This is a genomic window from Kosakonia sp. AG348, from assembly GCF_003337365.1.
Taxonomy (GTDB): Bacteria; Pseudomonadota; Gammaproteobacteria; order Enterobacterales; family Enterobacteriaceae; genus Kosakonia.
Window position 1 is genome coordinate 694,549 of sequence record NZ_QPJR01000001.1, and the last position, 14,261, is coordinate 708,809.

At 52.6% G+C, this 14,261-nt stretch carries 12 protein-coding genes; 5 read left to right on the forward strand and 7 right to left on the reverse strand.

Annotated features, from left to right (window positions below):
- Positions 1 to 42 precede the first annotated feature (42 nt).
- Positions 43 to 2,316, forward strand: coding sequence for a TonB-dependent siderophore receptor (locus DFO56_RS03490; RefSeq protein ID WP_045508798.1), 2,274 nt, complete (start codon positions 43 to 45; stop codon positions 2,314 to 2,316).
- A gap of 162 nt (positions 2,317 to 2,478) precedes the next feature.
- Here DFO56_RS03490 and DFO56_RS03495 read toward each other — a convergent pair whose 3' ends face one another.
- The 3 genes from DFO56_RS03495 to DFO56_RS03505 form a co-directional block, all read right to left on the reverse strand.
- Complete coding sequence (locus tag DFO56_RS03495; RefSeq protein ID WP_045508796.1) at positions 2,479 to 4,158, reverse strand: methyl-accepting chemotaxis protein; 1,680 nt, start codon at positions 4,156 to 4,158, stop codon at positions 2,479 to 2,481.
- Positions 4,159 to 4,440: 282 nt separating this feature from the next.
- A complete protein-coding gene (locus DFO56_RS03500) occupies positions 4,441 to 5,154 on the reverse strand; it encodes a GNAT family N-acetyltransferase (RefSeq protein ID WP_045508793.1) in 714 nt (237 codons plus the stop codon).
- 160 nt (positions 5,155 to 5,314) lie between these two features.
- Positions 5,315 to 6,652 carry an aspartate aminotransferase family protein gene (locus DFO56_RS03505; RefSeq protein ID WP_045508790.1) on the reverse strand — a complete coding sequence of 446 codons (1,338 nt, stop codon included), beginning with the start codon at positions 6,650 to 6,652 and terminating at the stop codon, positions 5,315 to 5,317.
- A gap of 184 nt (positions 6,653 to 6,836) precedes the next feature.
- On the opposite strand from DFO56_RS03505, the gene DFO56_RS03510 reads away from it, so the two are divergent.
- The 3 genes from DFO56_RS03510 to DFO56_RS03525 all read left to right on the forward strand — a co-directional run bounded on the left by DFO56_RS03510 (position 6,837) and on the right by DFO56_RS03525 (position 9,941).
- Complete coding sequence (locus tag DFO56_RS03510) at positions 6,837 to 7,601, forward strand: SDR family NAD(P)-dependent oxidoreductase (RefSeq protein WP_045508788.1); 765 nt, start codon at positions 6,837 to 6,839, stop codon at positions 7,599 to 7,601.
- A 595-nt stretch (positions 7,602 to 8,196) separates the two neighbouring features.
- Complete coding sequence (locus tag DFO56_RS03520; protein ID WP_045508785.1) at positions 8,197 to 9,432, forward strand: EAL and HDOD domain-containing protein; 1,236 nt, start codon at positions 8,197 to 8,199, stop codon at positions 9,430 to 9,432.
- A 95-nt stretch (positions 9,433 to 9,527) separates the two neighbouring features.
- On the forward strand, positions 9,528 to 9,941 hold the full coding sequence (locus DFO56_RS03525) for a winged helix-turn-helix domain-containing protein (protein WP_020456916.1): 414 nt from the start codon (positions 9,528 to 9,530) through the stop codon (positions 9,939 to 9,941).
- Between the two features lie 10 nt (positions 9,942 to 9,951).
- Here DFO56_RS03525 and DFO56_RS03530 read toward each other — a convergent pair whose 3' ends face one another.
- Positions 9,952 to 10,842, reverse strand: a complete 891-nt coding sequence (locus tag DFO56_RS03530) for a LysR family transcriptional regulator (RefSeq protein WP_045508783.1) — start codon at positions 10,840 to 10,842, stop codon at positions 9,952 to 9,954.
- A gap of 680 nt (positions 10,843 to 11,522) precedes the next feature.
- On the opposite strand from DFO56_RS03530, the gene ompC reads away from it, so the two are divergent.
- Positions 11,523 to 12,650 carry a porin OmpC gene (gene ompC / locus DFO56_RS03535; RefSeq protein WP_045509056.1) on the forward strand — a complete coding sequence of 376 codons (1,128 nt, stop codon included), beginning with the start codon at positions 11,523 to 11,525 and terminating at the stop codon, positions 12,648 to 12,650.
- A gap of 78 nt (positions 12,651 to 12,728) precedes the next feature.
- Here the strand turns inward: ompC and DFO56_RS03540 are convergent, their stop codons facing one another.
- From DFO56_RS03540 to DFO56_RS03550, 3 genes are all read right to left on the reverse strand, one after another.
- Positions 12,729 to 13,061, reverse strand: a complete 333-nt coding sequence (locus DFO56_RS03540) for a helix-turn-helix domain-containing protein (RefSeq protein ID WP_020456913.1) — start codon at positions 13,059 to 13,061, stop codon at positions 12,729 to 12,731.
- 230 nt (positions 13,062 to 13,291) lie between these two features.
- A complete protein-coding gene (locus tag DFO56_RS03545; protein ID WP_020456912.1) occupies positions 13,292 to 13,600 on the reverse strand; it encodes a YciI family protein in 309 nt (102 codons plus the stop codon).
- A 17-nt stretch (positions 13,601 to 13,617) separates the two neighbouring features.
- On the reverse strand, positions 13,618 to 14,244 hold the full coding sequence (locus tag DFO56_RS03550) for an FMN-dependent NADH-azoreductase (RefSeq protein WP_045508781.1): 627 nt from the start codon (positions 14,242 to 14,244) through the stop codon (positions 13,618 to 13,620).
- Between the last annotated feature and the right edge of the window lie 17 nt (positions 14,245 to 14,261).

The following is a 14,261-nucleotide window of genomic DNA, read 5'->3' on the forward strand; positions in this document are numbered from 1 at the left end:
AAAGGAATTGACGGGGATGCGGCGACGAAATGCAGGTAAAAAATGAATAACAAAATCAAATCCCTGGCCGTTCTGGTCAATCTGGGGATCTACGGCGTTGCTGTGCCAGCGTTGGCGGCAGAAACCCGCACCGCTTCTGGCGAAGAGACGATTGTTGTCACGGCTGAGCAGCAAAATTTGCAGGCACCAGGCGTTTCCACCATCACGGCAGACGAAATTCGTAAGAACCCGCCTTCCCGTGATGTCTCCGAAATTATCCGTACCATGCCTGGCGTGAACTTAACCGGTAACGCCACCAGCGGTCAGCGCGGGAACAACCGCCAGATCGACATACGCGGCATGGGCCCGGAGAACACGCTGATTCTGGTGGATGGCAAACCGGTCACCAGCCGTAACTCCGTGCGTCTTGGCTGGCGCGGCGAGCGCGACAGCCGGGGCGACACCAACTGGGTGCCGCCGGAGATGATCGAGCGTATCGAAGTGATTCGCGGCCCGGCGGCGGCGCGCTACGGTAACGGCGCGGCGGGCGGTGTGGTGAATATCATCACCAAAAAAGAGAATACTGGCGAATGGCACGGCTCGTGGAATACCTATTTCAACGCGCCGGAACACAAAGATGAAGGGTCAACCAAACGCACCAACTTCAGCCTGAGCGGCCCGCTCGGTGGCGATGTTAGCTTCCGCCTGTACGGCAACCTCGCCAAAACCCAGGCCGACGCGCAGGACATCAACAAAGATCACCAGTCTGAACGCACCGGCACTTACGCCAACACCGTCGTTGCCGGCCGTGAAGGTTCAATCAACAAAGACATTACCGGCGTCGTGCGCTGGGATTTTGCCCCGATGCAGGCGCTGGAGTTGCAGGCCGGTTACAGCCGCCAGGGCAACCTCTACGCGGGCGATACGCAGAACACCAACAACGACAGCAGTACCAATAACTACGTCAATGAAAACTATGGCAAAGAGACCAACCGTCTCTATCGCCAGAACTACTCGGCGACCTGGACCGGCGGCTGGGATAATGGCGTCACCACCAACAACTGGGTGCGTTATGAACACACCCGTAACTCACGCATCCCGGAAGGGCTGGCAGGCGGTACGGAAGGCCTGTTCAACGCGCAAAAATTCTCTGATATCGACTACAGCGATCTGTTGCTGCACAGCGAAGCGAGCGTACCGTTTGAACTGCTGTTCAAGCAGAACCTGACGCTCGGCGCCGAGTGGGATCACCAGGGCATGAAAGATTCCACCTCGAATACCCAGACCTTTATGGGCGGCAATATTCCGGGTTACAGCAGCACCGGCCGTAGTCCCTACTCCAATGCCGATATCTTCTCGATGTTTGCCGAAGACAACATTGAGCTGACCGACAGCACCATGCTCACTCCGGCGCTGCGCTTTGATCACCACACGATTGTTGGCAACAACTGGAGCCCGTCGCTGAACTTGTCTCAGGGCCTCGGCGACGATTTCACCCTGAAAATGGGCATCGCCCGCGCGTACAAAGCACCAAGCCTGTACCAGACCAACCCGAACTACATTCTCTACAGCCGTGGTCAGGGTTGCTACGCGGTCACCGTGGATGCTAACGGCCGAGACATCGGCTGTTATCTGCAAGGTAACGACGATCTGAAAGCGGAGACCAGCATCAACAAAGAGATTGGTCTGGAGTTCAAACGTGACGGCTGGCTGGCGGGTGTCACCTGGTTCCGTAACGACTACCGCAACAAGATTGAGTCAGGCTACTCGCCGGTTGGGCAAACCTCTATCAAGAGCGGCAACTCAAACCTGAACACCTATATCTACCAGTGGGATAACGTGCCGAAAGCAGTGGTGGAAGGGTTAGAAGGTGCGTTGAATGTACCGGTAAGCGAGACGGTAAACTGGACCAACAATGTCACCTACATGCTGCAAAGCAAAAACAAAACCACCGGTGAGCGTCTGTCGATCATTCCTGCATACACCTGGAACTCCACGCTGAGCTGGCAGGTTACTCAGGATGTTTCGCTGCAATCCACCTTTACCTGGTACGGTAAACAGCAGCCGAAGAAATATGACTACAAAGGTAACCGCGTCACCGGTTCCGCCACCAACGAAGTGAGCCCGTACAGCATCGTTGGCCTGAGTGGCACCTGGGACGTGACCAAAAACGTCAGCCTGACGGGCGGTATCAGCAACGTGTTCGATAAACGTCACTGGCGTGAAGGTAACGCCCAGACCACCGGCGGCGGCGCAAACTGGATGTACGGCGCGGGTGCCGCAACGTATAACGAGTCGGGCCGCACCTGGTATATGGGGGTAAACACCCGCTTCTAACCGCTGTCCGCCTTCTCCCCCGCCGGAAGATCCCCCGCTTCCCCACGGGGAGAAGGGCACTTACGTTATCAAGCGATGGAAAAATGAAAACGGCACGCCACCTGAAACGGTGCGCGTGCCGGATTTATCTATTGCCCGGACAATGCCGCCGGGCGGGGTTTATCAGAACGCTTCCCAGTCATGTTCCGGCGCTTTGCTGCCGCCTGCAAGCGCAGGTCGGCGCAAGGCTTTCCCCGCTTTTGGCGCAGCCGCTGACGGTTTGCCGGTAGTCCCCTGCTCTGCATCGCCTGGCAGTTTAAACACCGAGACAATTTCCGTTAACTGGAACGCTTGATGCTCCAGCGAAGCGGAAGTGGCAGAAGATTCTTCCACCAGCGCGGCGTTCTGCTGGGTCACGCTGTCCATTTGCGAAATCGCCGTGCCAACCTGACTAATCCCTTTGCTCTGCTCCACGGACGCCGAGGCGATCTCGCCCATGATATCCGTTACGCTGGTGACGGAACGCAGGATGTTGTCCATCGATTCGCTGGTCAACGTCACCTGGTCAAAACCGTTATTGACGTTCGTGACCGACTCATCGATCAGCACTTTGATCTCTTTCGCGGCTCCAGCGCTTCGCTGCGCCAGATTACGCACTTCGCTGGCGACCACCGCGAACCCGCGCCCTTGCTCACCGGCACGCGCCGCTTCAACAGCGGCGTTGAGCGCCAGGATATTGGTCTGGAACGCAATGCTGTCGATGACGTTAATGATGTCGGTGATTTTCTGCGAACTGTTGGTGATATTTTTCATGCTGGCGATGACCGCCTGCACGCGCTCTTCCCCTTTGTTCACGGCGGCTGACGCCACGTGTGCAAGGTTGCTGGCTTCGCTGGCGTTGTCGGCGTTCTGTTTGACCACCGCGCTCAGCTCTTCCATGCTGGCGGCGGTTTGCGTCAGCGCGGCGGCTTGTTCTTCTGTGCGCGAAGAGAGATCGGTGTTACCGGACGCAATTTCGCTCGCCCCCTGGTAAATTTCACCCGCACTGTTACGGATCTGCGTAACGGTGTTCACCCAGTTGTTCTGCATGGTTTCCAGATAGGGAATCAGTTGCCCCACTTCGTTGTTGCCCAGATCTTTTGTCGGCTTATCCAGCTTGCCCACCGACAACACCTGCAGATGTTGCTTAACCCACTCCAGCGAGCGCGCCAGGCACAGCGCCAGGTAACGCTCGGACATCACCAGCATCGCCAGGCCAATGATCATGGCGATGATAATGATGGCGCGCGTCAGCGAAACCCAACTGGCAATACGCGCGTTAGCGGCGGATTTCAGCTCGTGAATTTGCTGGTTATACGCGACGATCGCCTGTGAGAATCCGCTGCGCAGCGGGCTGAACTGCGCTTTCGACAACTGGTTATAACTCTCGGCATTGTCGGCTTTAACGGCGGCGAACATCGGCGTAATGGCCTGATTAAACAGGTTCAACGAGCTGTTATAGATATTATCGATGGCCTCGGTGCTGATATTCGCATGATCGGTCACTTTGAACTGATTTAAACCGTTTTGCAGAAAATCGATATCTTTGCCGATACGATCGAGGGTTTGCTGGTAGTTTTGCGTATCGTTATTGGCCTGGAAAACCAGCGCGCGGTCCATCAGCAGTTTGACCTGGTAATAGCGATCGCTGGCGTTGTTGATGATGTCGCCGTTAATTTGCTGAACGTTGGTGAGTTCCACTTCATCGGTTAAGGCGCTCAACGCATGTAACGAATAAAACGAGACACCGCCCCAGAGCAAAGTGAAAATGACCAGGATCGCCAGCATCGCGACCTTGATTTTTAAATTTCGAATAAAGTGCATAAAAAACCCCGGTAAATAGTTGTGAAATAACGTTTTAAAGCAGCGATCTCCTCGCTGTCATAAACCCCATCGGCTAAGTTTCCGGGTTAATTAAGAATAAAAAGAAGTAAGGCAATAACCTTTCTATTGAAATGGTGATAACACGTAGTTTACCGTGGCTTAACTTTTGAAACGGAAGTAAAGTGGTAATTTGGCAGGCGTTTAACCGGTAAAGATGTCGAGTTGCGTGGCGCGCGGAAGGGGTAAAGCGGGGGGCATCGGCGGATACCGATGCCACGTTCATTAAGATGACGAGGGAGCAAAGAAGGCGCTGAGTTTTTGTTTTTGCCTGCCCTGCTCGTCAAAGTTACTGGCCGCCAGCCAGGCGGAAATCGCCGCGTCGCGCTGCGGCCATTCGCTATCCAGCATGGATAAATAGTCGGTATCGCGGTTGCGCCCTTTACGCACCATATGCTGGCGAAAACGTCCTTCCCAGCTAAAGCCGAGACGTTCGGCAGCGCGGCGGGAAGCAACGTTGAGCGTGTCACACTTCCACTCTACGCGGCGGTAGTTGCAGGCAAACGCGTGGCGCAGCATCAACCAGATGGCTTCCGTTCCCAGCACGCTATTTTTCATGCGCGGTGACCAGGTGACATGGCCGATTTCCACCGAGCCATTTTGTGTGTTGATTGCAAGCCAGGCGACAACGCCGAGCGCCTCACCGCTGGCACACTCCACCACGGCGAAAGGCGCGATGGTGGTGTCGATCATTTTACCCACCACCCATTGCGCCATGCTGTCCACGGTTTGTGGGCGCTCACCCGCCAGCCATGTCCAGTCGCTCTCGTTTTCCGCCTGAGAGTAAGCGCGCAAAAGAGCGTGCGTGTGTACCCTGGCGTCAAGCGGTTCCAGCCGACAGTATTGTCCGTGCAACACGCTGCGCGGCAGCGGCTGGACGCCGTGCCAGTGCGGCAACATGTCACCGACGGTTTGACCATAATGATTCAATTCCGGCACTTTTTTCTCCCAGGCAAAAAAGTTAAACAGAAAAAGAGTGTTTTAACAGCAGTTAAGCCCGGAATATAGTGCCTAAAATTGGGGGGTAAGTGGAGAAAAATCTCTTTGAAATCAGAGGACTGACCAGGTTTGGCATCAGAATAGTCTGATGCCTTTACACTTACTGACCAAAGTGGCCAAATTGAGCCAAAACCTGGTCAAAAATGGCCATTCCCTGCTGGACTTCTTTCGCGCTCATTATGCAAGGTGGCACCACATGAATGCGGTTTTCGACAACAAAAGTTAACATTCCGGCTCCGGTTAGCGCCGCCTTGATCGCAGCCATCTCTGTCGCGGCTAAAGGCGTTTTGGTTTTGCGGTTGCTCACCAGCTCCAGCGCCTGGAACATGCCGCGTCCGCGTACCTCGCCAATCAGCGGATGTTTTGCTGCCAGAGCCTCCAGCGCAGGACGCAGAACGCCGTTGCCGATCTCTGCCGCATTCTGCACCACGTTCTCCTCTTTCATCGCATCAAGCGTGGCGACAATCGCCGCCATCGCCAGCGGATGCCCGGAATATGTCAGCCCACCGGCGAAGAAATGGTCGTCAAAATAGTGAGCAATCGGCGCGGAAATCAGCACACCGCCCGCCGGCACATAGCCCGCATTCACCCCTTTGGCGAAGGTGATCAGATCCGGCACGATGCCATCCTGTTCAAAAGCAAACCAGCTACCGGTACGGCCAAAACCGGCCATCACTTCATCAAGGATCAGCACAATGCCGAACTCATCAGCCAGCGCGCGCACACCCTGCATATACCCGGCTGGCGGCACCAGAATGCCCGCCGTGCCGGGAATGGACTCCAGCAGGATCGCCGCAATTGACGACGGCCCTTCGCACTCAATCATGCGGCGCAGATGCGCCAGCGCGCGCTCGCACTCTTCGGTTTCACTGGCGGCATTAAATTCGCTGCGATACAGGTACGGGTTAAAGAAGTGAACATGCCCGCGCGAATACTCATTTGGCACACGTCGCCAGTCGCCGGTCGCCGCAATGGCGCTGCCGGTGTTGCCGTGATAAGAGCGATAGGCAGAGAAAATTTTGTCACGCCCGGTGTACAGCCGTGCCATGCGAATGGCGTTTTCGTTGGCATCCGCCCCGGCGTTGGTGAAAAAGACTTTGCTGAAGCCTTCCGGTGCCAGCTCCACAATGCGTTTTGCCGCTTCGCCACGCGCCAGGTTGGCGGTGGCCGGCGCAATGGTTACCAGCGTTTCGAGCTGCGCTTTCATCGCCGCCAGCACGCGCGGGTGTTGATAACCAATATTGACGTTCACTAACTGGCTGCTGAAATCGAGGTAGCGGTTACCGTCGTAATCCCACAGCTCGCAGCCTTGCGCCCCGGCAATCACCATCGGGTTGAGGTTGCCCTGCATCGACCATGAATGAAACACATATGACCGGTCCAGTTGACGCACGTCGTCGTTCGTTATCGCCATCTCGTTATGAAGTGCCAGTTTCATGCCAGATCCTCTCATGCCGTTGTTGTTGTCTGCATCATGCTGCGCGCCATAAAGAGGCGGGTAGAGCCAGTCGGCTTCGCGGGATGTGACACCCGTGTCACACGTCAGTGGCGTAACTGGCACTGTCTGGCAGGCGTGAGGATTTTTATAGTGGCGCAATAACCCTGCACAGGAGAAGAGAACAATGGCAGCGAAAAACGTGGTGTTCATTACCGGCGCGACCTCCGGATTTGGCGAAGCGGCGGCGCAGGTTTTTGCCGACGCGGGATGGGCGCTGGTATTGAGCGGGCGTCGGCTTACGCGTCTGGAAAACCTAAAAGAACGCCTGCATGGCAAGGTGCCGGTGCACATTATTGAACTCGATGTCCGCGATAACGCCGCGGTAAAAAAAGCGGTGGACGAACTGCCTGCAGAATTTGCCGATATCACGACGCTTATCAACAACGCCGGACTGGCGCTCGCCCCACAGCCCGCCCAGAAAGTGGAGTTGCAGGACTGGCAAACGATGATCGACACCAATGTTACCGGGCTGGTTAACGTGACACACGCGCTGCTGCCCACGCTGATTGCACACGGTACGGGAGCATCGATTATCAATATTGGCTCTATCGCCGGGCAGTGGCCCTACCCTGGCAGCCATGTGTATGGTGCGACCAAAGCCTTTGTTAAGCAGTTTAGCTACAACCTGCGCTGCGATTTACTGGGAACGGGCGTGCGGGTAACCGATCTTGCGCCGGGGATTGCCGAAACGGAATTTACCCTCGTCCGCACCAAAGGCGACAAAGCGGCGTCTGATAATTTGTATCGCGGCACGACGCCGCTCAGCGCGCAGGATATTGCCGGGCAGATGCTCTACATCGCCACCCTGCCGGATCATATGAATATTAACCGTGTAGAAGTGATGCCGGTGCGCCAGGCCTGGCAGCCGTTTGCCATCGACCGGGATTAAATCTGGAATGTTCAGAGCCACAAAATAAAACGCCCCGGCATAAATGCCGGGGCCTGCTTTTATTCTTTTTTCCTGGGTGTTTAATCGTTTTACCCCGCCCGGCGCTTATCTCCGGCACTCACTCTTAGGTGGCGTTAGCTCTTTATGGGGTGAGACCACAATAGTCCATCGGAATGTTCTGAACAATAGTCTTTTGGTTGCAATTTTCGGTTTTTTGATGCTCATCATAATTTGCCGGATCCTCCCGGTAACCCGCGTGACGACGGTCACTCGTCAGCAGGCGCTGACAATTTTCGAGCCGCAGAAAACAGACGAAGCGTGACGCGTATCGCGATGCGAGCGCAAAATTGATGAATTTTTCGCCGCCATTGTCGATAAAAGAGGCAATGCGTTATGATTGCGCCATTCGGAATTTGACTTAAATCCTTCAGACGTTTACAAAAGATACTGCCTTCCTTAAGTCCGACTTGCGTCTTTCCCGTTTTCGTCCAGGCTTCCATTTTACCCAGCGTAAAAATGGTGCGGATTGACCGGTTCAGATTTGCGTTTTACCGACTATTTTAAGATTTGCAGGCATCTGTAAGTGGAGTATCGCATGTTCTCTTTTGTCGCCCGGCAGGCGATTTTTGATGCAAATATGAACACAGTCGGTTACGAGTTGTTGTTCAGAGACAGTATGACGAACCGGTTTCCCGACGTTACGCCGGAGTACGCCACTGCCCAAATTATTGTCGAACAGTTTCTGGGCGCACCGCTGGGCCGTCTGAAAGAGTACAGCGCGATCTTCGTTAACTTCCCCTATGAACTGCTGATACAAGGGATGGCGGAAACGTTGCCGAAAGACCGCGTGATTGTGGAAATCCTCGAAACCGCCAAACCCACGCCTCAGTTGCTCAACACGGTAAAAAAACTCTCTGCGCACGGCTTTCGTATCGCGCTGGATGACTTCGCGTTAGGCGACACCTGGAACGCGTTTTTACCTTATATCAGCATTATCAAATTCGACGTGCGGGAAAATACGCCGGACGAGATCAGCGGCTATATCAATGACAAAGCCCATTTGCTGAAAGACACCATATTTCTTGCCGAAAAGGTGGAAACCCAGGAAGAGTATGAGTGTTTCCGTAATATGGGTTGTACGCTGTTTCAGGGGCATTTTTTCAGCAAGCCGGTGATCCATTCAGCCAATAAACTGTTTCAGAATCAGGAAATCACCTTAAAACTGATGAAAGAGGTGAATGCCGACTCGCCGGATTTTGGCCGAATCGAAGCCCTGCTGAAACAGGATCTGGCGCTGTCGTTTAAGATCATGCGCTATGCACAAAATATTGTCTTCAACGCGCGCGGGATTAAAAACTTCCGCAGCCAGTCGTTAAAGGACGTTATTTTTTACCTTGGCACCAATGAGTTACGCCGCTTTGTGCTGGTTTCCTGCCTGACCTCGGTCAACAAAGTAAAGACCGACGACATTTACTACCAGAGCCTGATCCGCGCCAGGTTTTGCGAACTGGCCTCGGCGCACTCCATCAGCCGTCACTCAGCCGATGACGCGTTTATCGTCGGTCTGTTTTCACAGCTCGACAGGATTTTTGAAATGCCGATGGCAGATTTATTAAGCCAGATTGATATTTCCGCCAGCGTCATGATGGCGCTTAAAGAGCAAAAAGGCCCGCTCTACCCTTACCTGCAACTGATTGAGCTGTACGAAAATCACAACTGGGAAGAGGTCAGCGCGCTCGGTCACCGGCTGGGTTTTAACCGCAGCATGGTGGCAGAGCTGATTAAAGCCGCCACCAAATGGACCAACGCTATCCCGTCAGACGTCAGCTAAGCATTTCAGTTTTCGCGCCGGAAAGCCGATTTAATCAGTAGGGTGTTATTTACACCGCTACTTTGTTTCACTCGGCTGATCACTGGACGCACATCATGGAAAAGTTAACGGTATATGGATATCGACTCGGTAACGAATATCAGGTGGAATTCGTGCCTTATAAGCAAAGTCTGACGACCTGCGCGATCCCCGGTAGCTGCACATATTTACGTAACACCATGAGCAACCTGCTGACCTATCTGCTGGCGCACGCCGTGGGGAATATTGTGGCCGACAAAACGCTGCAGATTCAGGTATGGGAAAATAATGGATTGAGTTGCTCAAGCCAGCGGCTGTGGCAAGTGATGAACAACCTGAAGCGTAAACTGGCGGTATTCGGTTTGCCCGACGACTTTATTCTGCGCGTGGCTGGCAAAGGGTATCTTATCCCGCCGGAAAAGGTGCTGACGCTGTATTGCCGGGAGACGTTTTTTCAGCAACACCTCGCGGTAGATTACTCCGCCCTGTAAGGCCAGATAATTAAGCGTAACGCAGCGCGTCAATCAGTAAGCTAAACGCGGCAGTGTGCTGTTTACGGCTGGGATAATAGAGGTAATAGCCGGGGAATGGTTCACACCAATCGTCGAGCACCGTTTCAAGTTTGCCTTCGCTAACAGCCTGCGCCACGCAATCTTCCGGTACCAGCGCCAGCCCCATACCGCTGGTTGCCGCTTCGACTCTGGAAGCCAGGTTATTAAAGGTTAATTGCCCTTCCACGCGCACGCGCATTGGCTGGCCGTCTCTGGAAAACTCCCAGGCATACAGCCCGCCAAGCGTCGGCAGACGCATATTAATACAGTTGTGCTGCTGTAAGTCATGCGGCGTTTGCGGTTTACCATGACGGGAAAAATAGCCCGGCGAGCCCACAACCACCATGCGCCAGTCGGGGCCAATTCGCACCGCGACCATATCTCTGGCAACCTGTTCACCAAGGCGAATACCGGCATCGTAGCGTTCACTGACAATATCCGTCAGGGTGTTATCGATAGTTAATTCCACTTTCACATCAGGGTAAGCGTCTAAAAAAGGCTTAATGGCTGGCCACACCGTCGAATGCAATGCGTGTTCGCCAAGCGTGATGCGGATATTGCCGGCCACGCGATCGCGCATATCGGTTAAGGCAATGAGTTCTTCCTCAATCTCTTTAAAGCGCGGGCCAATGCTATTAATTAATGCCTCGCCTGCATCGGTGGGCGCGACGCTGCGCGTAGTACGGGTAAGCAGACGAATTTGCAGACGCTCTTCCAGCCCGCGAATAGCATGGCTGAGCGCCGATTGCGAGACACCTAATTTTGCTGCCGCGCGAGTAAAGCTACGTTCGCGGGCCACCACAATTAAATAGAAAAGATCATTAAAATTATCTTTCAGCATTTCCGCCCCGTGACCAGTCCATGAAAATAGCGTTTATGCTACACTTCGGCTGCGTTTTAATATATGTCTATAATTCACTAATCCCGCAATAAAAGTGCTCTGATCGTGAAGCAGGTCACCTCTATTTATGTTAATAAGCGCCAGCCCCCTTATTTTTAATGAGCCACATTCATAACCGCAATGAGCCATATTACTTAATCAATACGCTTTATTATTCACCACGCATAAACACGCTGAAACACCATTAAAATTAACCATGCAGCAGCGGCAGATATTTAATAATTAAACATCTGCCTTTATTACCCACTTTAAATAACCACTTAATCAACCTGCATATTTAACCGCACCTTTTGCCAATAAAAGCCGGGGGAATTACCCCCGGATAGGGAAAAAAGTAACAGTAGACACAAAAAATGCAATGAGGTTAATAAAGCGTCTTAACGGTAACCGATCAAACGCGGGTTGATATTAGCGATCTGTGCGATTAAAAATAGCCAAAAAAAAGTTCCAACCGATATTTGTCAATATGTGCTAAAAAGAATTTAAATATTTACACCAGAAGAACTCAGATGATAAATAATATCCTGCAACCTGAATAATCCATGAACCACTCTCATAAGTGGCAGTGTATTCTTGTTGTTATTAAAAAACACAGTGGCAAACATCAAGGGTTTATTTATATGAAAATCTCTCAACTGAGTCTTTTCGTCTCTGCTGCGGTACTGTGCTCGTCAGTACAGGCGGCGGAAATATATAATAAAGACGGTAATAAGTTAGACTTATATGGTTTGGTATCAGCAGAACATTATTTTTCTGATAACAGCGGTTGGGACGGCGACCAGACTTATATGCGTCTTGGCTTTCGCGGTGAAACGCAGATTAATGACCAACTGACCGGCTACGGCCAGTGGCAAATGCATATTGACGCCAATAAATCGGAAGGTGATACCAATACGCCACGCACGCGTTATGGCTTCGCCGGGTTAAAATTCGCCAATTACGGTTCAGTGGATTATGGCCGTAACAAAGGTGTTTTATATGACTCCCTCGGTTATACCGATATGCAGCCCGAATTCGATGGTATGACATACGGTTCCGACCAATTTATGTTTAGCCGTGGCAACGGCATGCTGACCTACCGTAATACGGATTTCTTCGGTCTGGTTGACGGCCTGAATTTCTCCCTGCAGTACCAGGGCAAAAATGATGGCGGCGGCGAATCCGGCGCCGGTCGAAATGTATTACGCCAGAACGGCGACGGCTACGGCTTATCCGTGGAATATAACATTGGCGCGGGCGTAAGCGTTGTTGGTGCCATGACCAGCGCCAAACGTACCGAAGAGCAAAATACCGCCACCAATATCCTTGGTAATGGCGATCGCGCCGAAGCCTATTCTGGCGCAATTAAATATGACGCCAATAATATCTACCTGGCGGCGATGTTTACTCAGGCTTATAACGCTTCGCGTTTTGGCAGTGCTTCCGATACGACGACCGCCTACGGCTACGCTAACGAATCACAGATTTTTGAAGCGTACGCCAGCTACCAGTTCGACTTTGGCTTGCAGCCATTCGTGGCGTATAACGCCCTGAAAGGGAAGAATATTGGCAGCAACAGCGCGGGTGATAAATATGGCGATCAGGATATCGAAAAATATGTCGATCTCGGTGCCACCTATTACTTCAACAAGAACTTCAACATGTTTGTTGATTATAAAATCAACCTGATTGATGACGATAAATTCACCACCGCCGCCGGTATCAACACCGATGACGTGGTAGCAGTGGGTATGGTTTACCAGTTCTGAACCTGCAAAAAGGCGGCGCAGGCCGCCTTTTATTCACCGTCTTTTCCCGCACGTTTTCCTTTCATTACGCTTTTTTCCTTAGCGCTGATGCTGGCGTCGCCAGACGCCGGGCGGCATCTGGTATTTGCGCGTAAAGGTGCGTGTAAAAGTCTGCTGCGAGTCATAACCGTATTTAGTGGAGATAGCCATAATCGACTGCTCAGTCGCCAGCAGTTCATGCGCGGCGCTTTCCAGCTTTTTCTCGCGGATATAGATGCCAAGCGGTATCTGAATCACTTGCTGGAACAGGCGCTGAAGATGCCATTTCGAATACCCCGCCCGCGTGGCGACATCCTCGATCCGTAGCGGCCTTTCAAGGTTATCGTCAATCCATTGCTGGATCTCAAGAATCACCGCGTGTTGCATACCCATGGTTGAAACCTCCTTGAGAACAGGAGCATCCACCTTAGCGGAGTGATACTTACGCAAACATGACGCGAAAATAATAATTTTGTCAGAAATGTCCCTGCCGCAACGCCATATGGCATGGGGCAGCGCGCCCGTCGCGGGGTAACCTGTCAGCGCGTAACCCATCCTGACCGGCCTGCAATGCGCAAGGGAGGCGGCTGAGCGCAGCCTCCCTGTTGCCGTTTTCGGTCAGGCTATAGCGCTTTTGCCTCCCCCGCCCATTCGCGCAGGAAATGCGCGGAGCAAAGAGCAGGCTCGATAACCGCAATATCGACGCTGACCAGGCCAAATTTAACAAAAGGATCGCGTTCTATGTCATTTTCCAGACTCTGGCTGTCGCTGGCCGTCGCCAGGATAAATCCACCCGGTTTATTTTGCAGCGGCCCGGCGAAAATAATATGCCCTTTTTTGATCATCTCGCCCAGCCACAATTTGTGCGCATCAACATACGCACCGAGAATATCCGGTTCACTGGCGTAAGTAAGCGTAATTGCATATAACATAATTTATTTCCCGCAGGTTAATGTAATGGCAGCGCAGCAATAATGTTATTAATTGCCGATCGCGCGGCGGCAATTTGCTGGTGTTTAATGTCATCCCCTTTCGAGGTACCTTCCGCGCGGATAATATGAATAACGTCAATACCCAGAAAACCGAAAAAGGCACGCAGATATTTCTCCTGGAAATCCATGCCATCAAAAGGCGGCTGTAAATAAAAGCCGCCGCGGGCTGAAATAATCAACACCTGTTTTCCCTCCGCCAGCCCTACCGGCCCGGTGGCGGTGTACTGAAAGGTTTTTCCCGGTTGCGCAAGCCTGTCCAGCCAGGCTTTTAACTGACTGGAAATGGAGAAGTTATACATTGGCGCCGCGATAACAATCAGGTCATGCGCCAGGAACTCATCGACCAGTTGCTGTGAAATCTGGTGCTCCGGCTGCCTGTCGCTTGTCGGTTGACTACCGGGAACAACGCGAAATCCAGCGGCAATATCTGAGGTTAAATGGTTTATTTCGTCGCGAACCACATCGCGATAGGTTATTTCCGCTTGCGGATAATATGCTTTTATTTCCCGCATAACATCAGCGGAAAGTGCGCGAGTGACGGAATGGTCACCAGAAATACTGGAATCAATATGCAGAATCTTCATCATACTCTCCGACAATA

Coding starts and splice junctions, on each gene's coding strand:
- DFO56_RS03540 (WP_020456913.1), bottom strand. CDS start 13,061: ATGGGTATGCAACACGCGGTGATTCTTGAGATCCAGCAATGGATTGAC.
- DFO56_RS03530 (WP_045508783.1), bottom strand. CDS start 10,842: ATGCTGAAAGATAATTTTAATGATCTTTTCTATTTAATTGTGGTGGCC.
- DFO56_RS03495 (WP_045508796.1), bottom strand. CDS start 4,158: ATGCACTTTATTCGAAATTTAAAAATCAAGGTCGCGATGCTGGCGATC.
- DFO56_RS03550 (WP_045508781.1), bottom strand. CDS start 14,244: ATGAAGATTCTGCATATTGATTCCAGTATTTCTGGTGACCATTCCGTC.
- DFO56_RS03505 (WP_045508790.1), bottom strand. CDS start 6,652: ATGAAACTGGCACTTCATAACGAGATGGCGATAACGAACGACGACGTG.
- DFO56_RS03525 (WP_020456916.1), top strand. CDS start 9,528: ATGGAAAAGTTAACGGTATATGGATATCGACTCGGTAACGAATATCAG.
- ompC (WP_045509056.1), top strand. CDS start 11,523: ATGAAAATCTCTCAACTGAGTCTTTTCGTCTCTGCTGCGGTACTGTGC.
- DFO56_RS03520 (WP_045508785.1), top strand. CDS start 8,197: ATGTTCTCTTTTGTCGCCCGGCAGGCGATTTTTGATGCAAATATGAAC.
- DFO56_RS03510 (WP_045508788.1), top strand. CDS start 6,837: ATGGCAGCGAAAAACGTGGTGTTCATTACCGGCGCGACCTCCGGATTT.
- DFO56_RS03490 (WP_045508798.1), top strand. CDS start 43: ATGAATAACAAAATCAAATCCCTGGCCGTTCTGGTCAATCTGGGGATC.
- DFO56_RS03545 (WP_020456912.1), bottom strand. CDS start 13,600: ATGTTATATGCAATTACGCTTACTTACGCCAGTGAACCGGATATTCTC.